We start from the raw sequence: 19,832 nt of genomic DNA, 5'->3' as shown, positions 1-19,832 counted from the left end.
CTGTCAGACTATTTTGTTACTGATGGGTTTTGTTGCCACCCCAGGTGGCGACAGGGTCACTGCGGCAGCGGATTGGAGTGCGTGGGTCAAGGCGTCGAGCACGGCGGAGTGGAGGTTCCAGCAATGCCAGTACAGCGCCACCGGCAGGTGATGCCCGGGCAGCAGGTCCACCAGCGTGCCCGCCTTCAGGTGGGCTCGCACCTTGAGCTCGGGCAACACGCTGACACCCCAGCCCGCCAGCACCGCGTGCAATTGCCCTTCGGAACTGGGCACATACATCTGGCGCAGCGCCACCTGCGGGAGCCCGCAGGCACTGGCAACAAACTCGGCCTGCAAATCATCCTTGCGGTTGAACGCAATGAACGGCAGAGTGTTGAAATTGTGCGGACTCAGGCCCTGCGGGCAGCGCGCCTGGGCAAACCCCGGCTCGGCCACCGCCACATAACGCATGGCACCCAGCGGCTCCACCTTGCAGCTGCGCAAGGCCGCGCGCAAGGTGGTGATACAACCCAGCACCCGGCCCTCGCGCAGCCACTCAAAAGTGAAATCCTGGTCGTCGGTGATGATCTCCAGCCCCAGACCCTGATGCGCCAGCGGGCTCAGGGCCGGCAGCGCCCAGGTGGCGATGCTGTCGGCATTGATGGCCATCGAGATCCGTTCGTCCTCACCGGCGGCACCCGCTGCGCCGGTAGAGAGATCTTGCAAATCGCGCTGCAGATTGGCGCGCAGCAAGCGCATCTGCAGCGCGTGTTTGAGCAGCAGCCGCCCGGCTTGCGTGGGTTTGAGCGGGCGGCTGCGCACAATCAGCACCGTGCCCACCTGCACCTCCAGCGAGCGCAGCCGCTGCGACACCGCCGACTGGGTGATGGACAGGCGCACCGCCGCGCGCTCAAAGCCCCCCTCTTCCACAATGGCGGCCAGACAGGCCAGCGCCGCCGGATCAAACGTACTCATCGGGCAGGTTACATAAGAGTTGCTAATGACTTCATCATAAGTTGAACCAAGACGATGCCAACCGAGCCACGGCGTGTGTCGCGGACTTCAGAAAAGTCGTTTTTCACCCCCTATTTGGCCTTTAGCGCGCGGGGCCGTCCTGCAAAATCATGCGCCAGACCGGAGACGACATGACACTGCAATACCAACTCAAAGAAGGCCATTACCACCTGTATGACCTGAGCACGCCCGCCAGCCGGATCACCGGTGAACACCGCCTGAGGCTCAAATCAGACACCGTGGCCATCGCGTTTGAAGCCAGCACCGGCGCCCTGCGCGAACACGGCAGCCCGACCCGCATCCACTGCTGGGCCAACAACACCCGCAGGCGCCTGCGCGCCTCGGGTGCGCTCGACAAGGCCAACGACATCGTGGTGATCTCCGGCCCGCTGCCGGTCGACGAAATCAACAAATGTCTGAAGATTGACGGCTACTGCCGCGACATGTTCGGCCGCCTGCACGAGCTGCCCCACGGCAAACGCTTGGGCGCGGGCGCAACACACGGCCACCACATCACCCACTGACACCGCCCAAGCGCCTGCCTGCCAAGTCAAACCCGGCAGGACAGCAGCGCGCTTGCGATTACCAGCGCAACGCCAGCCAGACCACCACCAGAGACAGCAGCGTCACCGGCACGCCAATGCGCGCATGGTCGCGCCAGTCGATCAGCACGCCGCTTTTTTCGGCCAGGTCCACCACGATCAGGTTGGCAATCGAGCCCACCAGCAGCAAGTTGCCGGCAAAGGTGCTGACCAGCGCCAGCGTCAGCCCGGCCTGCGGGCCTTGCACATGCGGCAGCAGCAACATCACCGCCGGCACGTTGGACACCAGGTTGGACAGCGCCACCCCGGCCACGAACAGCGGCCCGGGCTCATTCAGATACACCCCCTGTGCGGCCAGCAGCGCCACGGCGTCGGCCGCCAGGCCGGTGCTGGCAAAGGCGTGGTTGACCACAAACAACCCGGCAAACAGCACCAGCAGCTCCCAATCCACAAACCCCATGACGTGTGACGAATGGAAGCGCCGACTCAGCAGCAGCACCCCGGCGCCCAGCAGCGCCGCCACCTCGCGCGGCCAGTCGGTGAACAAGAAGGCCAGCAGCAGCGCGGTGGCCACCGCCAGACCCTTGGCGGTTTGCCAGGCATCAAACGGTGGCACCTGCAGGCGCCCGAAGGCCGGATCAAGCCCAACTTGCGCGCCGGGCTGACCACCCGAGGGCACCACGGCGGGGGTGACCGGGACGCCGGTGGGCGATATCGTCGCCTGTTGCGCTGGCGGCCCCCACACCAGCCAGCCCCACAACATCCCCAGACTCACGGCCACTGGCAACACCGCCTGGCGCAGGTAGTCGCCAAAATGCAACTGCATGACCGAGCCGATCAACATGTTTTGCGGGTTGCCGATCAGCGTGGCGGCCGAGCCGATGTTGGCCGCACACGCCAGCCCGACCAGAAACGGCACCGGGTGAAAGCGGCGTTGTTGGCACAGCTGCACCACCACCGGGGTCATGGCCAGGCAGATGATGTCATTGGAAAAGATGGCCGACAGCCCACCGGCCACGGCAATCAGGGCACCCAACAGGCCGGTGCGCCCCAGCGGCAAGGCGGCCACCCCGCGCGTGGTCGCGGTGTAAAAACCGCCCAGACGCATCTGCGCCGAGACCACCATGAACGAAAACAGCAGCAGCATGGTGGGCAAGTCCACGCTGCGCGCGGCGTCGTCGGTGCTGATGGCGCCGATGCCGATGACGCCAATCGCCCCCAGCAAGGCCACACCGGCGCGGTTGAGTTTGACGTGCGGCAAGCCGCCCAGGATCATGCCCGCATACACCAGCACAAAAATCACCAGCACACCGCCATTCAGGCCAGCCATGTCTTGCCAGACCTGATTCATGCGCCTGCAACCGTGTTGAGCTTGATACTTATTTGATAGCTATCTGTCGTTTGGCCATCAGGGACAGCGGTACTAATCTTCTTGAATTTCATGGCAAGAGCGTAGCACGAGCTGCGGCAAAACGCCGACCTCAGTCGGCCAGGCTGCGGCTCGGCGCCAGACGCTTGACATCACCGCTTGCGCTGCGGTCCGGGCCTGGGTCAAACGCTTGCAAACGGTTTTTGCCGGCCAGCTTGGCCTGGTACATGGCCTGGTCGGCCTGGCGCTGCAGTTGGTCGGCATCGATGGCTTCGGCCTGCGGGAAAAACGTCACGCCCAGGCTGGCCGACACGCGCAGACTGTGGCCGGCAAACGCCAGCGGCTCGGCGGCAGCCGCCAGCAGGCGGGCCAGCAGCGGTTGGCAGGTGGCCGTGTCGGGCAGGTCAACCAGGACCGCCACAAACTCATCGCCGCCCAGGCGGGCCAGCGTGTCGCCTTCACGCAGGGTTTCTTTCATGCGGCTGGCCACCCAGATCAGCACGCGGTCACCCGCTTCGTGGCCAAACTGGTCGTTGATGGATTTGAAGCCATCCAGGTCCAGGTAAACCAGCGCCAGCAACTGGTCGCGGCGTTGAGCCTGCAGCATCGCCTGCGCCAGCCGGTCGGCCAGCAGCACGCGGTTGGGCAGACCGGTCAGGGCATCAAAATAAGCAATGTGCTCCAGTTCGTGCTCATGCGCCTTGATGGCGGTGATGTCGGAAAACAGCGACACATAGTGGCGCGGCTGGCCGGCGGCGTCGCGCACCAGGCTGATGGTTTGCAGCGCCGCATAGACCTCGCCGTTTTTCCGGCGGTCCCAGGTTTCACCGACCCAGTGGTCTTTTTCCTCGATGCTGCGCCACATCTCGGCATAAAAAACGTCTGACTGCTGGCCGGATTTGAGCAGCCGCGGATTTTGTCCGAGCGCGTCTGCCCGGGTGTAACCCGTGATGCGCTCAAAGGAGGCGTTGACATCGATGATGCGGCCATCCAGCTCGGTGATCATGATCGCTTCGCGCGCATGGGTAAACACGTTGGCGGCCAGTTGCAGCCGCGCCTGGGCTTCCCGGCGCTCGGTGATGTCGATGGCCGCCGAGACAAAATAGTCCGGGGAACCATCCGGCTGGCGCACCAGGGTCACCGCCAGCGCCACCCAGACGATGTGTCCGTCTTGGCGCAGATAGCGTTTTTCCAGTTGGTAACTGGTGGCCTCGCCACGCAGCAGGCGCTGCATTTGTGCCATGTCCACGTTGGCATCTTCTGGCAGGGTCACTTGCTGAAAGGTGAAGGGGCCGGGCAGGATGGCATCGCGCGCGTAGCCCAACAGATCACAAAAGCGTTGGTTGATTTGCAGAAAGCGCCCGTCAGGCGCCACCTGGGCCATGCCGACGGCCGCGTTGTCAAAAAAAGCACGAAACAGCGCTTCACGCTGTGCGAGCAACTCGGTCTGGCTGCGCAGGCGGCGGTGGTAACTGGCAAACAGTTGCCCCGACCAGCGCGAAAACGCCCAGGAGGCCACCAAGCCCAGCGCCAACGCCAACGCCAGGGGCACCAGCACCGACAACCACGGCAGTCGGCCGGACAGCTGACGCAACGCCAGCTCGCGCTGCAAGGTGTCCTCCAGTTCGTTGTCGGTAATGGTAGCCATCACGGTCCAGCCCCACGGCGCCACCCGGCGCACCAGTGCCGTCTTGGCCAGCGGCTGCCCATCGTCTCCGGTGCGCTGGTATCGCACAAAACCACCACCCTCGCGTGCCTTGTTCAGCAACTGTTGCAGTGCTTGCGCTTCAGGGGCTGGCAGGGTCTGCATGGGTATGCCCTGCAGATCCGGGCGACCGCTGGACATCAGCAAACGGCCATCATGGTCGGCCACGGTGATGACCCCGCTCTGGCCAAAACGCACAGCGCGCAGGCGCTCCAGCACGGCCTGCTGTTGCTGCTGCTCCCACGGGGCGGTGTAGTCGCCGGCGCCGATGAGCCAGTCAAACGGTGCAAAGTAGCGCACGTAAGCCAGCTTGTCGGCCATCTCGTTGGGCTTGTCAGGCGGGTACCAGCGGTAGCTTGAGAAGCCCTGGCCGTCAGGCAGGCGGGCCGCCTCCACCAACCCGCGCATGATCAGGTGGCCGCGGTCGTCCTGGTTGTCGGGGAGAAGCCGGCCTTCGAGCTGCGGGGCGGTCGGCAGCAGGATGAAGCGCCCCTGCATGTCGTCGATGAAATAGTAGCCACGCCCCTGGTAGAAGCGCACCGGGCGCAGCGCCTCGATGATCAGCCGTTTGACCACCTCAGGCGGACGGCGCAGCGACTCGCGGGCATGAATGGCCTGCACCATTTGCATGGCCACATCCACCTGCTCACGCAGGCTGGCACGCAACACCGTGTCGGTGCGCTGGCGGGTGAACTCCAGAAAGCTGATGGCTGAATCCAGCTCGCGCTGCAGGCGCTCTTGCTGCTGGGCACGCAGCACCTGGGCCACACGTTCGATCGAGGCCTGATGCTCTTGCGCACTGCGCCACGAGAAATAACCGCCCAAGGCCACGGTGAGCATCATGACGATGGTCAGCGTGCCGATCAGGTGCAGGCGTGGAAGCGAGTGCTCGTTCGCAGCCATTCGCACGGTGCGAGTTCCTGTTTGTGGTTATGTCATCGCTTCCCGGTCAAACGGGTGTCTCCAACGGAAGCGTTTCATCCATTGTACGCAGCAGCTTGGCGTGATGTCACGCCCATTTAGAACGCACGACGCGCATCAGAGCCTCTACAAATGAATCAAATATATAGCACTCTACTCAATGAATAAAAGGCTGAGAAACCCATCAGACCGATGACGGTGGGCGGTGGACCGCACTCAGGCAGGCCTGAAACGCCAGCGTGACCCGCGCCGCCTGGGGCGAGGCCCGCACGATGCCAAAAAAGCTGCAGCGGTAGCTGAACACCTGCGCCTGCACCACACGCAAGCGGCCCTGGCGGACAAAACTCTCCGCGTAGTGGTCAGGCAAAAAACCCAGGTAACGACCCGAGAGGATCAAAGTGGCGATCGACTCCTGGTCGTAGCCGGTGGCTTGGCGCGTGAGTTGCACTTGTTGGGCCAACTCCATGTTGGGCGAGTGGTAGCCCAGTCCGGCGAAGGCGTAGGTGTGCAAGGCGGCCCAGTCGGCGGGCTGCTGCGCGGCACTGGCGCCAAACAGCGGGTGGGCTTGGCCGGAATACAGGTACATGGTTTCGCTGAACAACTCGTCATAGGTCAACGCACTGGAAGCGCGATGCCCGGGCACGATGCCGACCTGAAACTGGCCATCCAACACGCCGCGCTCAATCACATTCAGCGGCGCCACATGCAGGTGCAGGCTCACGTCGGGCGCCTGCGCCTGAAACAGCGCAATGGCCTCGCCAATGTGGGCCTGTGGGTTGCTGGCGGTTTTGTCGAACACTGCCAGGTGCAACTCACCGCCCATGCGCTGGTGGATTTCGTCGACACGGCTGCGAAACGCATCCACCCCGGCCAGCAGGCGCAGGGTTTCGGCATAAATCTGTTCACCCTCGGATGTCAGCGCAAAACCGGCGCGGCCCCGGCGGCACAGGGTCAGGCCCAGGCGGGTTTCCAGGTCCTTGATGTGGCGGCTGACCGTGCTGGTGCCGATGTTGAGCTCCAGCTCGGCTGCGGCCATGCCACCGCAATCCACCACGGTCTTGAACACCCGCAGCAGGCGGATGTCCATGTCGCTCAATTGGCCCAAGGCGGCGCGGGTGTTTACTTGCATAGATCAGCAACCAAGCAGTGATAGTTAAACAATCATAAGAGTAATGACGGCCTCCACAATCGCGCTTTGCCCGCTGCGCCACACCCGCACAGCCGCTTTGACCCTTTTTTGGAGGACGCCCACCATGAACCTGACCGATAGCAAAGTACTGACCCAGCCCCGCACGGATGCCGCCTGGCTGGAGCCGCACTGGATGCCGTTTTCGGGCAACCGCAACTTCAAGGCGGCGCCGCGCATGATGGCCGCTGCCTCCGGTTGTTATTACACCGACAGCGACGGGCGCAAGATTTTTGACGGCTTGTCGGGCCTGTGGACCTGCGGCCTGGGCCATGGTCGCGCCGAAATTGTGGAGGCGGCGCGCCACCAGCTGGCGACGCTGGACTATTCCCCCGCCTTCCAGTTCGGCCACCCCTTGTCTTTTGCCCTGGCCAACAAGCTGAAAGAGCTCACCCCCGAGGGGCTGGACTACACCTTCTTCACCGGTTCCGGCTCCGAATCCGCCGACACCTCACTCAAAATGGCACGCGCTTACTGGCGCGCCAAGGGGCAAGGCACCAAAACGCTGCTGATTGGCCGCGAAAAAGGTTACCACGGCGTCAACTTTGGCGGCATCTCGGTCGGTGGCATTGTGGGCAACCGCAAAACCTTTGGCCAGGGCGTCCAGGCGGACCACCTGCCGCACACCCAGCCGCCTGCCGGGTCGTTTTTCCGCGGCTGCCCCGACCAAGGCGCTGAACTGGCGGACGACTTGCTGCGCCTGATCAACCTGCATGATGCGTCCAACATCGCCGCCGTCATCGTCGAGCCCATGTCCGGCTCGGCCGGCGTCGTGGTGCCGCCCAAGGGGTATTTGCAGCGCCTGCGAGACATCTGCACGGCCCACAACATCCTGCTGATTTTTGACGAAGTGATCACCGGCTTTGGCCGCCTGGGGGCCTACACCGGCGCCGAGTACTTTGGCGTGACGCCCGACATTTTGAACGCCGCCAAACAGATCACCAACGGCGCGCAGCCGCTGGGCGTGGTGATGGCCAAAAAGGAAATTTACGATGCCTTCATGGCCGCTGGCGGCCCCGAGTACCTGGTCGAATTTGCCCACGGCTACACCTATTCCGCCCACCCCGTGCCCTGTGCGGTGGGCTTGGCCACGCTCGATATTCTGGTGCGCGAGAACATGATCGACCGCGTCAAGGCACTGGCACCGCATTTCGAGAACGCCGTGCATTCGCTCAAAGGCTGCAAACACGTCACCGACATCCGCAACCTGGGCCTGGCCGCTGGTTTCAGCATTGACGCCTTCCCTGGCGAACCGGCCAAACGCCCGTATGAGGTCGCCATGGCGATGCTCAAGAAGGGCTTTTACGTGCGTTACGGCGGCGACACCATCCAGCTCGCCCCGCCGTTCATCAGCACCCCGGCGCAGGTCGACAGCCTGGTCAACGCGCTGGGTGAATGCCTGAACGCTACTGCGTGAGCCGATGTACCTGCCGCGCCACTTTGAAGCTCCCAGCGCACAAGCCATCACCGACTTGGTGCGCCTGCATCCGCTGGGCACCCTGATCACGCTGGACGCACAAGGCGACCCGGTGGCCAACGAGGTGCCTTTTCTGCGCGTCGCCGCGCCCGGCGAGCCTGAGCTGCTGCTGGCGCATGTGGCCCGCGCCAACGCGGTGTGGCAAGAGCATCCGAACGAGCGCCCGGTGCGCATCGTCTTCAAGGGGCCGGATGCTTACATCTCGCCCAATTGGTACCCCAGCAAGGCCGAGCATGGCAAAGCCGTGCCCACCTGGAACTACACCGTGGTGCAGGCCAGCGGCAGGCTCTCACTGCTGCCACCCGGCAGCCCCGAGTTACGCGACTTGCTGCACCAGCTCACCACAGAACACGAGGCCACACAGCCCCACCCCTGGACGATGAACGACGCACCGCCGCAGTACATCGACAGCATGCTGGCTGCGGTGGTGGGCCTGCGTGTGGAAGTTCGGCAATGGGTGGGCAAATGGAAAGTCAGCCAGAATCAACCCGCGACCAACCGCGCCGGGGTCTGCCAAGGGCTGCGTCACCAAGGTGCGCACCCTGGGCACGAAGCCATGGCCGAACTGATCCAGTCTTATGACTGATTTCGCCCTCCAGACCTTATAAAACAAGCGCTACTTACGATACTTTTTAATATGACCACCACCATTCAACACCTCATTGGCGGCCAAGCCGCAGCCGGCGGCAGCCGCACGGCGCCCGTTTACAACCCGGCCACTGGCGAGATTTCGGCGCAGGTGCTGCTGGCCGACAAACTCACCGTGGAGCAGGCCATCGCCAGCGCCCAAGCCGCCTACCCGGCCTGGCGCGCCACGCCGCCACTCAAACGCGCCCGCGTCATGAGCAACCTCAAGGTGCTGCTGGAGCAAAACGCCGACGCCATCTGTGCGCTGGTCACCGCCGAACACGGCAAGGTGCTGGCCGACTCGCTGGGCGAGTTGCAGCGCGGCATCGAGAACGTCGAATACGCGTCTTACGCGCCCGAGTTGCTCAAAGGGGAACACAGCAAAAACGTTGGCCCGGCGATTGACTCGTGGAGCGAATTCCAGGCGCTGGGCGTCACCGCGGGCATCACGCCGTTCAACTTTCCGGTGATGGTGCCGCTGTGGATGTGGCCGATGGCCGTGGCCTGCGGCAACACCTTTGTGCTCAAACCGTCCGAGCGCGACCCGTCCAGCGCGCTGCTGGTGGCCGAACTGGCGCTGCAGGCCGGGCTGCCCCCGGGTGTGCTCAACGTGGTGCATGGCGACAAGGAAGCGGTCGACACCCTGCTGACCGACCCACGCGTCAAAGCCATCAGCTTTGTCGGCTCGACGCCGATTGCCGAAACCATCTACGCCACCGGCTGCGCGCACGGCAAACGTGTGCAAGCCTTGGGCGGCGCCAAAAACCACGCCGTGGTCATGCCTGACGCGGACATTCCGAACGCCGTCAGCGCACTGATGGGCGCCGCCTACGGGTCGTGTGGCGAGCGCTGCATGGCGATCCCGCTGGTGGTGGCGGTGGGTGACGCGACCGCTGATGCGGTGGTGGCGGGCCTGCAGGCCGAGATCGCCAAGATGAAAGTCGGCCCCGGCACCGACGCCAGCTGCGACATGGGTCCGCTGGTCACCCAAGCGCATTTCGAGAAGGTCAAAGGCTACGTCGATCAGGGCGTGGCCGAGGGCGCGACGCTGGTGGTGGACGGCCGCGGCATCAGCGTGCCCGGCCACGCCGATGGGTATTACCTGGGCGCCTGCCTGTTCGACCACGTCAAACCCGGCATGGTGATTTACCAGGAAGAAATCTTCGGCCCGGTGCTCGGCGTGGTGCGGGTCAAAACGCTGCAGGAAGCGATGGACCTGATCGACGCGCACGAATACGGCAACGGCACCTGCATCTTCACTCGCGACGGCGAGGCAGCGCGTTACTTCTCAGACCACATCCAGGTGGGCATGGTCGGCATCAACGTGCCGCTGCCGGTGCCGGTGGCTTACCACAGCTTTGGCGGCTGGAAACGCAGCCTGTTTGGCGACCTGCACGCCTACGGCCCGGATGCGGTGCGTTTCTACACCAAACGCAAGACGATTACCCAGCGCTGGCCGTCGGCTGGTGTGCGCGAGGGGGCGGTGTTCAGCTTTCCGAGCAGCCGCTAAAAGCAGCTTTGCGGGTCATCCGCCTGGATGGCTTTCGGCGCTACCCGCGCCGAAACGCCACCACGTGCTCAGCGGCAAGTTGGATGCCGATCTTCTCGCCGATGGCGTGGTTGTGGTGTGACGGCACCAGCGCCAGCACCAGTTGGCCGCTGGGCAACTTCAGGGTGTAAAGAAATTCGGCCCCGCGAAACGCCTTGTTGGCCACCACCGCCAGCAGCGGGCTGGCGTCGTCGTGCACCACGTCGTCGGGGCGCAGCAGCACCTCGACCTCGCCGCTGAAGGCGCAGTGCGGGCCGCTGTCATCATCACCCGGGCCGCTGGCCAGCAGGCCGTCCAGCGTACCCAGTTCGGTGCTGATCTGGCAACCGGTGAGCACGTGACCAGGCAGCAGCGTGCCCTGGCCGACAAAGTCCGCCACAAAACGGCTTTTGGGCTGGTGGTACAGGTTGTAGGGCGTGTCCCACTGGGCGATGGCGCCCTGGTGCATCACCCCCACCCAGTCAGCCAGCGAAAACGCCTCGTGCTGGTCGTGGGTGACGATCAGCGCGGTGGTGGCTTCGCGCTTGAAGATGTCGCGCACCTCCAGCGACAGGCGCTCGCGCAGTTCCACATCCAGGTTGGAAAACGGCTCGTCCATCAGGATCAGCCGCGGCCGCGGGGCCAAGGCACGAGCCAGCGCCACCCGCTGCTGCTGCCCGCCGGAGAGTTGGTGCGGGTACTGGCGCGCCTGCTCAGCCAGGCCGACCAGTTCCAGCAGTTCGGCCACGCGGGCCTGCGCTTGCGCTTTGGGCGCATCACGCAGGCCGAAAGCCACGTTTTGCGCCACCGTCAGATGCGTGAACAGCGCGTAGTCCTGAAACACCATGCCAATGCGGCGCTTTTCGGCGGCCAGCGCCCAGCCGGGCTGGCTGACCAGCTCGCCGCCGATGTGGATCTGGCCGGTCTGCACCGGCTCAAACCCGGCAATACAGCGCAGCGCGGTGGTTTTGCCGCAGCCGGAGGCGCCCAGCAGGCAGCCAATTTCGCCTTTGAGCAGCGTGAACGACAAGTCCCGGATCACCGGCTGTTGGCCGTAAGACTGCGACACCCCTTGCAATACCAATTCAGCCATGTCAGCCATGCGCGGCACCTGTTCGACGGGTCAGAAAAATGATGGGCGCCAACCCCACCAGCACAATCGCCAGCGATGGCAAGGCGGCGCGCTCCCATTCTCCTTCAGAGGTCATCTCAAACACCCGCACCGCCAGCGTGTCCCAGCCAAACGGGCGCGTCATCAGGGTGATGGGCATCTCTTTCATTATGTCCACAAAAGTCAGCGCGGCGGCCGTTTGCAGGCTGGCGCGCAACATCGGCAGATGCACCCGTGCCAGCATCGCGCGGGTGCCCATGCCCAAGGTGCGCGCCGCCTCGTCGACATGGCGGCTGATGCGCTGCAGGCCGCTGTCAATCGGCCCGAAACCCACCGCCAGAAAACGCACCAGGTAAGCCAGCAACATCACCAGCAGCGTGCCCTTGAGCACCTGCGTGCCATCGAACCCAAACCAGGCGCGGCCCAGGGCAATCAAGCCGTTGTCCAGCAGCGCCACCGGGATGAACAGGCCCACCGCCAGCACAGCGCCTGGAAAAGCGTAGCCCAGCGTGGCCACACGTTGCGTCCAGGTCATGACGCGGCCTGGTCGCCGCCGCCCGGCGTAGGCCAGCAGCAGCGCCACGACCACCACCATCAGTGCGCCCAGGCCCGCCAGCAACACCGAGTGCCAGGCAAAGGCCCAATATCGCGCGTCCAGATCCTGCGCCATCACCTCGCGGGTCCACAGCGCCAGTTGGACAAACGGCACCACAAAAGCCACCAGCAGCACGCTGCCTGCAAAAGCAAATGCGGCCCAGGCGCGCCCGGGTGACAGCTGCGCGCGGCGGGAGACCACGCTGCGCCCCACAGCGTTGAAACGCATCTGCGCACGGGAACGTTGCTCCAGCACCACCATCACCAGCACAAACACAATCAGCACGGATGCCAACTGCGCCGCGGCGGGCAGCGAAAACAGGCTGTACCACGCCTTATAAATCGCGGTGGTGAAGGTGTCGTAATTGAAGATGGCCATGGTGCCAAAGTCGGCCAGGGTTTCCATCAGCGCCAGCAGCAGCCCGGCGGCAATCCAAGGCCGGGCCATGGGCAACGCCACCTTGAAAAAACCTTGCAGGCGCGACAGGCCCAGCGACTGCGCCGCCTCCAGCGCCACCGCACCTTGCGTAGCAAAGGCATTTTTGGCAATCAGGTAAACATAGGGGTACAGCGCCAGTGACATCACCGCGATCACCCCAGCACGCGACCGAATCTCGGGCAGACCGGTCACGCCCCAGCCGTCGCGCAGCCAGCTTTGCAGCGGGCCACTGTAGTCCAGCAGGTCAATCGCCACAAAAGCTGTCACATAGGCGGGCAGTGCCAGCGGCAACATCAGCGCCCAGTCAAACACCCGCCGCCCGGGAAACTCGCACAAGGACACGAGCGCGGCCAGCGACACGCCCAGCAGCGTCACCCCGATGGCCACGCCACCCATCAGCCAGAAGGTGTTGACCAGCAGCTCCGGCAACACAAACTCGGCCAGATGGCCCAGGATGTCGCCCTGAGCCGTGGCAAACGACGAGAAGCTGACCAGCACCGGCACCAGCACCAGTGCGGCAATCGCCCAGGCAAACAGCGCCCAGTAGTTCACGCGCCAGCCTTGCGGCGGACGGGCTTGGCGCAACTGGGGCAAGTTCAAAGTGGCAAGGGCTTGGTCTGACACAGCTCAAAAACGCGCCAAGTTAAGGTGAAAGCGTCATGCTGTCGTTTTGGACTGTCATGTCGGGATGGCATTGCTGGATTGTCATGTAGGGCCACGACCCGGCATCCATGACTTCGGACTGCATGGATTGCGGGTCAAGCCCGCAATGACAGCCATTTTTCATGCTCAGGCGCAACTGTGATCCAAATAAATCACTTATACCCAGCGCGGTCCATCAGTTTCACCGCTTGCGCCTGCAGGCTGCCGGCTTCTTTCACGTTGATCAGGTTGGGTTTGAAAGTGCCCCAGGCCGCCACCTCGGCAGAGGGTGCCACTTTTGTGTTGACCGGGTATTCCTGGTTGTTATCGGCAAACAGGTTTTGCGCCTTGTCAGACGACAGCCACTCGATCAGCTTTTGCGCACCCGCCGGGTTTTTGGCATGGCGCGTGACACCGGCGCCCGACACGTTCACGTGCACACCGGCTTCTTTGGTGCTCAGATTCTGGTTGGGCCAGAAGATGGCCAGCGGCAGTTTCGGGTTTTTGGCCATCAGGCGGGCGAAGTAATAGGTGTTGACCACGGTCACGTCGCACTGGCGGTTGGCCACCGCTTCCATCGCCTTGGTGTCGTCGGCAAAGGGCGCCGTAGCCAGGTTGTCCACCCAGCCTTTGACGATGCTCTCTGTCTTCGGCTCGCCGTGTTCGGTGATCATCATCGCCACCAGACTCTGGTTGTAGACCTTTTTGGAGGTGCGCAGGCACAGGCGGCCCTTCCAGGCGGGGTCGGCCAGCGCCTCATAAGTGGATAGCTCACCGGGTTTGACCTTGGTGGTGTTGTAGACCAGCGTGCGCGCCCGCACCGACAGGCCAAACCACTCGTTGCCCGGGTCGCGCAGGTGCGCGGGCACATTGGCTTGCAGCGTGGTCGACTGAACCGGGCGCAGCAGACCCAGGTTGGACGCCTGCCACAGGTTGCCGGCATCCACCGTCAGCAGCATATCGGCCGAGGTGTTGCTGCCCTCGGCCTTCAGGCGCTCCATCAACGGGCCTTCGCCGCCGGTGATGAACTTGATCTGCACACCGGTGTCGCGGGTGTAAATGTCAAACAGCGGCTTGATCAGCTGCTCGTTGCGGGCGGAATACACCACCACCTCTTCGGCCAGGGCAGGCAAAACGGCGGCAGTCAGGGCGAGTGTGGCGAGAAGGCGGGTCAGTTTCATGGGGCACCAAAGAAGTGAGTTGAAAACAGGCGGGATTATTTCACACAAATGATAACCGTTCTCACTAACGAACATCTATCCACGACGACCACAGGCTTTGCTTTGCCGCCGTGGCAGTTGCGTTCATAATTAAAAAATGGCCACTTGGCTCCAGCAGCAACACGATGCAAGGCAAAACATGACCGACAACGAGCCCAACCACACAGCGCCTGCGGGGCCGGTCGCCCTGCTGACGCGGGTGGAAAAAACGTACCACATGGACTCGGTCAGCGTGCCAGTGATCAGGGGCGTGGACATCCTGGTGCGCCCAGCCTGCTTTACCGTGCTGCTGGGGCCGTCGGGCAGCGGCAAAACCACCCTGCTCAACATGTTTGGCTGCATCGACAAACCCGACGCGGGCGAGGTGATGGTGGCGGGCTGCAAGGTGGGCGAACTCTCGGACGACGATTTGTCAGACTTTCGCGCCAAAAACATCGGCTTCATCTTCCAGAACTTCAACCTGCTGCCGGTGCTGAGCGCCTACGAGAACATCGAATACCCGCTGCTGCTGACCGGCGCCAGCGCCAAAACCCGCGCCGACCGCGTGCCCAAGCTGCTCGAAGCCGTGGGCCTGGCCGACAAGGCGCACAACCTGCCCGGGCAACTGTCAGGCGGGCAACGTCAGCGCGTGGCCATTGCCCGCGCCCTGGTGCGCAAACCCAAACTGGTGATTGCGGACGAGCCCACCGCCAACCTCGACAGCGAAACCGGCGCCGCCATTCTGGGCCTGATGCGCCACATGGTGGACCGGTTCAAAATTTCGTTCATCTTCTCGTCGCATGACTCGGGGGTCATCAAGGCAGCAGATGACACCATCTTCCTGAAAGACGGCCTGGTACACGGTGTACGCCGCAAAGGTGTGGAGGCCACAGCATGATGACCTTGTCTCTGGCGGTGCGCAACCTGCTGCGCAACCGGCGCCGCTCCCTGGCCACCCTGCTGGCCATGGCGATTGGCTCCACCTCGATCCTGCTGTTTGGTGGGTTTAGCGGCAACATCAACCTGGAGATGCACACCCGCAACGTTCAGCGGGGTGGCCATCTGCAAATACAGCACAAGGATTTTTACCTGTATGGCAACGGCAACCCCACGGCCTATGGCATCAATGACTACACAAAAATCCTGGCTGACATCAAGAACGATGCGGTTCTGAAAGACCTGATCGCCGTAGCCACCCCCACCTTGCAGTTTGGCGGTATCGCCGGCAACTATGCCGCCAGCGTGTCACGCACCGTGATCGGTAGCGGCTTCATACCCGAAGACATCAACAAGATGCGCAGTTGGAACGACTTCAACCTGCGCTCCAAAGCCCCAGTGTCCGGGCTGGAAGGTGCCGCCACCGACTCGGCGATTGTGGGCACCGGCGTGGCCCGCGTGCTGCAACTCTGTGATGCGCTCAAGATTGAGAACTGCCCCAAGCCAGAAGAAGAAGCCAAATTGGAAGGTGACGCACTTCCGGACGACATTGCCCAGTTAAGCGTTCAGGAAGCGCCCGTGGCGGCCAAGTCATCGAACGCCGGGCCGCCCACCATTGACATTCTGGTGGTCAACTCACGGGGTTCGGCCAATGTGACCTCGCTCAAAGTGGTTCAGGCGGAAGACCAGGGCATCAAGGAACTGGATGAAATCCTGGTGATGATGCACCTGCAGCAGATTCAAAGTCTGATTTATGGCCGGTCAGCCCCCAAGGTCACCGCGATCGTGATTCAGTTGCAGCACTCAGACCAGCTCGACGCAGCGAAGGCACGTTTGGCGCCGATTCTGGCCAAATACTCAGCAAGCCAACCGCTGGCGTTGCTGGATTTCAGGGAACTCAGCCCATTTTTTGTCCAGACCGAGCAGATGTTTGATTTGATTTTTGGGTTCGTTTTTCTGCTGATTGGCGGCATCGTGCTGTTTACCGTCAGCAACACCATGAACACGGCAGTGGTGGAGCGCACGGTGGAGGTGGGCACCTTGCGCGCCATCGGGCTGCGCCGCTCCGGCATCCGAGCCCTGTTTGTCACCGAAGGGGCGTTGTTGGGTGTAGGCGGGGCCGTGTTGGGTGCTGTTCTGGCGCTGGTCATCTCCATTGCGCTCAACCACATGGACTTGCCGTGGATACCACCCGGTGATGTCAAGCCGGTGCCGTTCACAGTGCGCGTGTGGGACGAACCGCTGATGATTGTTGGCACAACGATCGGCCTGATCTTTATTGCCGTTTTGTCAGCCTGGTGGCCAGCCTATCGGGCCGCGCAACTGGACGTTGTCGAAGCTTTGCGCCACGCCTGACAAACGGCATCGCCATCGCAGCAGATTAACCTGCAAATTCCTGCTTTGATAGCAGTCCACTGCGCATGCAGACGAGGCAGAAACTCCATGGCATTTGGTGTCATGGGCTACGAATCTACAGGCTACTGTGTTTGAACCACTGGTTGTCATTGCGGACATGATCCGCAATCCATGCCCCCAAAGCCCGGGGTGCGGATAACGCCAGGAATATCTATCTGTGCACCCCATCTGACAGGACGAACCATGCATATCGACCGCTGAAAGCGGCTTTGCGAAGCGAAGCCCAAAAACAACAAAGCCCACCGAAGTGGGCTTTGCGTTCAGGTGTCAGGAAATCTGACAGTAGCGTTTAGATCTGTTTGCGACGACGTTGGGTCATGCCCAAACCAGCCAGTGCGAGACCAAGCAAAGCCAAAGAGCCAGGTTCTGGGATTGCAAAAGTGGCACTGCCATCGTGGTTGGAGGAAACAACGGAGGAACCGTCATCTAGTTTAGTAATTACCGTAGAGGGCGCAGTAGAGTTGGTGTTGAAGTCGGCAACAAAGCTGATTTCAGAACCTATCCCGCAATTCTTCCAGATGTCGTAAAAGCCACTGCTGCCACCGCAAGTAACGCTTCCAGAGTGGAACAAATTATTGTATGTGGCATCTACATTTGTGAAGTCCACTGTGCCACTCAAATAATTACTTCCCGGAGCCATCACGCCTCCAGCCAAATTGATATCCATGAAGTTAATCAAAGTATTACCGTCATCAAACGTCAGATACATTTCAAGCAAACCAGGCCCATAAGCGAGGACCGGAAGACCGCTTAGAGCGTCGACATCAACAACTTGTCCAGCCAAATTCACAATACTAAACGTCAACGCCCACGTGTCGCCATAGCCGTTATTACTCGATAGCACAGTCTGAACGGGGTTGAAATTAGTGATCGAATTATTTCCCAAAGGACCAACCGCAAAGCCACCATTAGTGTTAGTTAAGTCCCCAGCACTGATAGTGCCGCTCGCATCGCTGTCAGCCACTGCCGTGACAGACTGAAAGAGATACGCGAGCTCGTCCTTCATAGCAGTCGAGGTAGTCGTCACTTGTGAGAGAGACCTTGTCACGTTGAGATCGAAATCCTGCCCGATATCTACATAAAACGGGGCAGCGTTGGCAGACGCCATACCAGCAAACGCCAAGGCGGCGCAACCGGCTTTCAGTGCAAATTTCATAGTCATTTGGATTTCTCCTGGTGGGTTGTTTGTGCCGCCGGCAGAATTGCTTGCGTATCAACCTTAAAGCACCAACCGTGCCAGAAAATTAAACCGTTGATTTAAAACAGTTTTTTGGCACTTCAGGCATTGTCCAGTGCTGCACTGTAAAAGCCACCGACAGTCAGACCGCTGATTCGCAGACCCAATGAAGGGGTCTTGAGCCGATCCCGCCTTACCTGGCCTGCGCCCTGACTTTGGCCAGCAAGCGCCGGATGTACCAGAACATGAACAACTGGATCGGGTTGCGATTGCCCCAGGGCCGCCAGGTTTTGATCAGCTTGTTGCGGTAGGCATCAAAATGCAGCCCACGCGGCGCCACCAGCACGTCGCCACGGTCGAGCAGCAGTTTGATGGCGTTGGTGCAGGCCACGCCGGCGGCCAACTCAATGCCGATGGCCGTTGAAGGCACCTTTTTCTTGAACAGGTCCACCGAGCGGGTGTCGACCAGGTAATGCCGCTGTTGCATGGAGGGCGACACGCCCACGATGAACTTCAGGATCTGGTCTTCGAAAGCAAAGCCGTCCAGGCTGAAGTAGTCCTCAAAGCTCATGCCCTGCGGGTGAAACGCCAGGTATGCGGTGCCCATCCCCATCGGGGCGGCCGTGACCGCCGGTATGCCCAGTTCACGGCAACGTGCAAACACCTTGCGACGAATCTCCAGAGAAAAAATATCCAGGCTGTCCATGTACAGATCAGCGCCTGCCAAAAATTCGTCTATGTTGTCCGGGTTGATGCCATGGGGCATCAGGTGCAGTTTGATATCGGGGTTGATGTCCGCCAGGTTCTTGGCCATGGCATCCAGTTTGGGCTGTCCGATGGTGGAGGCAAACGCACCGGCCTGGCGGTTCAGGTTGGGCCAGTCAAAGGTGTCCAGGTCGGTGATGGTGAACTGCCCGATACCCAGACGCGCCAGTGTCAATGCATGGCTGCCTCCTACGCCACCCAAGCCGCCAACAGCTACACGACAGTTCTGCAATCGCGCCTGCTCTGCCTCCGTAAACCAGCCAATGTTGCGGGAAAACGCCACATCGTATGAAAAACCTTCACGGTTAGCCATGACACACCTTCTTTCATTTCAAAAATTGGTCACCCGGTAGACAAACATCAACACATGTGACTGCAAATACAGTGTGCCATAGCACTCGGCGCTGATTTGGCTCTTTCGCGGGCTTGCCATATCCATGCGCTATATTGCTTTAATATCCGTGCTTTCGGCATCCAACGTCGTGCTTTTGCTTCACTCAGGGGATTTATCTTGAACCGTTCTACATCCACGGCATCCTTCTTCAAGCGAATTGGCCGCATTGTTGCCACTGGCCTGGCCGCCGTCTGGCTGGCAGGTTGTGCCAGCAGCGGCAACTACCCAGCCGCGCCGCCATTGGCGGCAACGCCAGACTACAACTACATCGTGGGCCCGGGTGACAACCTGAACATCATCGTCTGGCGCAACCCGGAGCTGTCGATGTCGGTGCCGGTTCGCCCGGACGGCAAGCTGTCCACCCCACTGGTGGATGAGCTGGTGGTGCAGGGCAAGACCTCCATCGAAATTGCCCGCGATGTGGAAAAGGCGCTCAGCGTGCTGGTGCGCGACCCGGTGGTCACAGTGATCGTGACCGGCTTTGTCGGCCCCTACAGCGAACAGATTCGCGTGGTGGGCGAGGCTGCCAAGCCACAAGCCCTGCCCTACAAGCAGAAGATGACGCTGCTGGATGTGATGATTGCGGTGGGCGGCCTGACCGACTTTGCTGACGGCAACGGCGCCTCCATCACCCGCGCGGCCGAGGGAGACAAACGCTACTCGGTGCGCATCAAAGACCTGATCAAACGCGGCGACATTTCGGCCAATGTGGAGATGAAGCCGGGCGACGTGCTCATCATCCCCCAAGGTTGGTTTTAATTTTTCCCCGTAGTGGCCAGGCCCGGTGTAAGCCTGGCTTGGCTTTGTGACG

The 19,832-nt window shown here is 61.9% G+C and carries 16 protein-coding genes; 7 read left to right on the top strand and 9 right to left on the bottom strand.

Going from position 1 to position 19,832, the window contains the following annotated elements:
* Positions 1 to 3 precede the first annotated feature (3 nt).
* Positions 4 to 954 (bottom strand): LysR family transcriptional regulator ArgP, encoded by a 951-nt coding sequence (locus tag LHU53_RS09910; protein ID WP_227332485.1) that lies wholly within the window; start codon positions 952 to 954, stop codon positions 4 to 6.
* Positions 955 to 1,124: 170 nt separating this feature from the next.
* On the opposite strand from LHU53_RS09910, the gene LHU53_RS09905 reads away from it, so the two are divergent.
* On the top strand, positions 1,125 to 1,517 hold the full coding sequence (locus LHU53_RS09905; RefSeq protein WP_227332484.1) for a hypothetical protein: 393 nt from the start codon (positions 1,125 to 1,127) through the stop codon (positions 1,515 to 1,517).
* Positions 1,518 to 1,575: 58 nt separating this feature from the next.
* On the opposite strand, the gene LHU53_RS09900 is transcribed toward LHU53_RS09905, so the two are convergent.
* From LHU53_RS09900 to LHU53_RS09890, 3 genes are all read right to left on the bottom strand, one after another.
* Positions 1,576 to 2,886 carry an SLC13 family permease gene (locus LHU53_RS09900; RefSeq protein ID WP_227332483.1) on the bottom strand — a complete coding sequence of 437 codons (1,311 nt, stop codon included), beginning with the start codon at positions 2,884 to 2,886 and terminating at the stop codon, positions 1,576 to 1,578.
* A gap of 130 nt (positions 2,887 to 3,016) precedes the next feature.
* The gene (locus tag LHU53_RS09895) at positions 3,017 to 5,512 is read right to left on the bottom strand and encodes a cache domain-containing protein (RefSeq protein ID WP_227332567.1); all 2,496 of its coding nucleotides are present in this window, start codon (positions 5,510 to 5,512) and stop codon (positions 3,017 to 3,019) included.
* Positions 5,513 to 5,714: 202 nt separating this feature from the next.
* A complete protein-coding gene (locus LHU53_RS09890) occupies positions 5,715 to 6,659 on the bottom strand; it encodes a LysR family transcriptional regulator (protein WP_227332482.1) in 945 nt (314 codons plus the stop codon).
* Between the two features lie 124 nt (positions 6,660 to 6,783).
* Between LHU53_RS09890 and LHU53_RS09885 the strand changes: the two genes are divergently transcribed.
* From LHU53_RS09885 to LHU53_RS09875, 3 genes are read left to right on the top strand one after another with little or no spacing between them, the layout of a single operon-like run.
* Positions 6,784 to 8,133 carry an aspartate aminotransferase family protein gene (locus LHU53_RS09885; RefSeq protein ID WP_304621932.1) on the top strand — a complete coding sequence of 450 codons (1,350 nt, stop codon included), beginning with the start codon at positions 6,784 to 6,786 and terminating at the stop codon, positions 8,131 to 8,133.
* A gap of 4 nt (positions 8,134 to 8,137) precedes the next feature.
* A complete protein-coding gene (locus LHU53_RS09880) occupies positions 8,138 to 8,779 on the top strand; it encodes an FMN-binding negative transcriptional regulator (RefSeq protein WP_227332481.1) in 642 nt (213 codons plus the stop codon).
* Positions 8,780 to 8,830: 51 nt separating this feature from the next.
* Entirely contained in the window at positions 8,831 to 10,330 is a 1,500-nt protein-coding gene (locus LHU53_RS09875) for a CoA-acylating methylmalonate-semialdehyde dehydrogenase (RefSeq protein ID WP_227332480.1), read from the top strand.
* Between the two features lie 40 nt (positions 10,331 to 10,370).
* Here the strand turns inward: LHU53_RS09875 and LHU53_RS09870 are convergent, their stop codons facing one another.
* The 3 genes from LHU53_RS09870 to LHU53_RS09860 all read right to left on the bottom strand — a co-directional run bounded on the left by LHU53_RS09870 (position 10,371) and on the right by LHU53_RS09860 (position 14,315).
* On the bottom strand, positions 10,371 to 11,441 hold the full coding sequence (locus tag LHU53_RS09870) for an ABC transporter ATP-binding protein (protein WP_227332565.1): 1,071 nt from the start codon (positions 11,439 to 11,441) through the stop codon (positions 10,371 to 10,373).
* A 1-nt stretch (position 11,442) separates the two neighbouring features.
* On the bottom strand, positions 11,443 to 13,092 hold the full coding sequence (locus tag LHU53_RS09865; protein ID WP_227332479.1) for an iron ABC transporter permease: 1,650 nt from the start codon (positions 13,090 to 13,092) through the stop codon (positions 11,443 to 11,445).
* A 215-nt stretch (positions 13,093 to 13,307) separates the two neighbouring features.
* Positions 13,308 to 14,315 (bottom strand): extracellular solute-binding protein, encoded by a 1,008-nt coding sequence (locus LHU53_RS09860; protein ID WP_227332478.1) that lies wholly within the window; start codon positions 14,313 to 14,315, stop codon positions 13,308 to 13,310.
* Positions 14,316 to 14,493: 178 nt separating this feature from the next.
* On the opposite strand from LHU53_RS09860, the gene LHU53_RS09855 reads away from it, so the two are divergent.
* Together LHU53_RS09855 and LHU53_RS09850 are read left to right on the top strand one after the other, a co-directional pair.
* Positions 14,494 to 15,231, top strand: a complete 738-nt coding sequence (locus LHU53_RS09855) for an ABC transporter ATP-binding protein (RefSeq protein ID WP_227332564.1) — start codon at positions 14,494 to 14,496, stop codon at positions 15,229 to 15,231.
* Positions 15,228 to 16,625, top strand: coding sequence for an ABC transporter permease (locus LHU53_RS09850; RefSeq protein WP_227332477.1), 1,398 nt, complete (start codon positions 15,228 to 15,230; stop codon positions 16,623 to 16,625). Before LHU53_RS09855 ends, LHU53_RS09850 begins: the two co-directional genes overlap by 4 nt.
* Before the next feature lie 349 nt (positions 16,626 to 16,974).
* Here LHU53_RS09850 and LHU53_RS09845 read toward each other — a convergent pair whose 3' ends face one another.
* Both LHU53_RS09845 and LHU53_RS09840 read right to left on the bottom strand, forming a co-directional pair.
* Positions 16,975 to 17,847 carry a PEP-CTERM sorting domain-containing protein gene (locus LHU53_RS09845; protein WP_227332476.1) on the bottom strand — a complete coding sequence of 291 codons (873 nt, stop codon included), beginning with the start codon at positions 17,845 to 17,847 and terminating at the stop codon, positions 16,975 to 16,977.
* 208 nt (positions 17,848 to 18,055) lie between these two features.
* A complete protein-coding gene (locus LHU53_RS09840; protein ID WP_227332475.1) occupies positions 18,056 to 18,940 on the bottom strand; it encodes a ThiF family adenylyltransferase in 885 nt (294 codons plus the stop codon).
* Between the two features lie 237 nt (positions 18,941 to 19,177).
* On the opposite strand from LHU53_RS09840, the gene LHU53_RS09835 reads away from it, so the two are divergent.
* A complete protein-coding gene (locus LHU53_RS09835) occupies positions 19,178 to 19,780 on the top strand; it encodes an XrtA/PEP-CTERM system exopolysaccharide export protein (protein ID WP_227332563.1) in 603 nt (200 codons plus the stop codon).
* Positions 19,781 to 19,832 lie beyond the last annotated feature (52 nt).

This window comes from Rhodoferax sp. U2-2l (assembly GCF_020594515.1).
Classification (GTDB): Bacteria; Pseudomonadota; Gammaproteobacteria; order Burkholderiales; family Burkholderiaceae_C; genus Rhodoferax.
The sequence above is the reverse complement of the archived record's forward strand: the minus strand, read 5'-3'. Positions and strand labels throughout refer to the sequence as shown.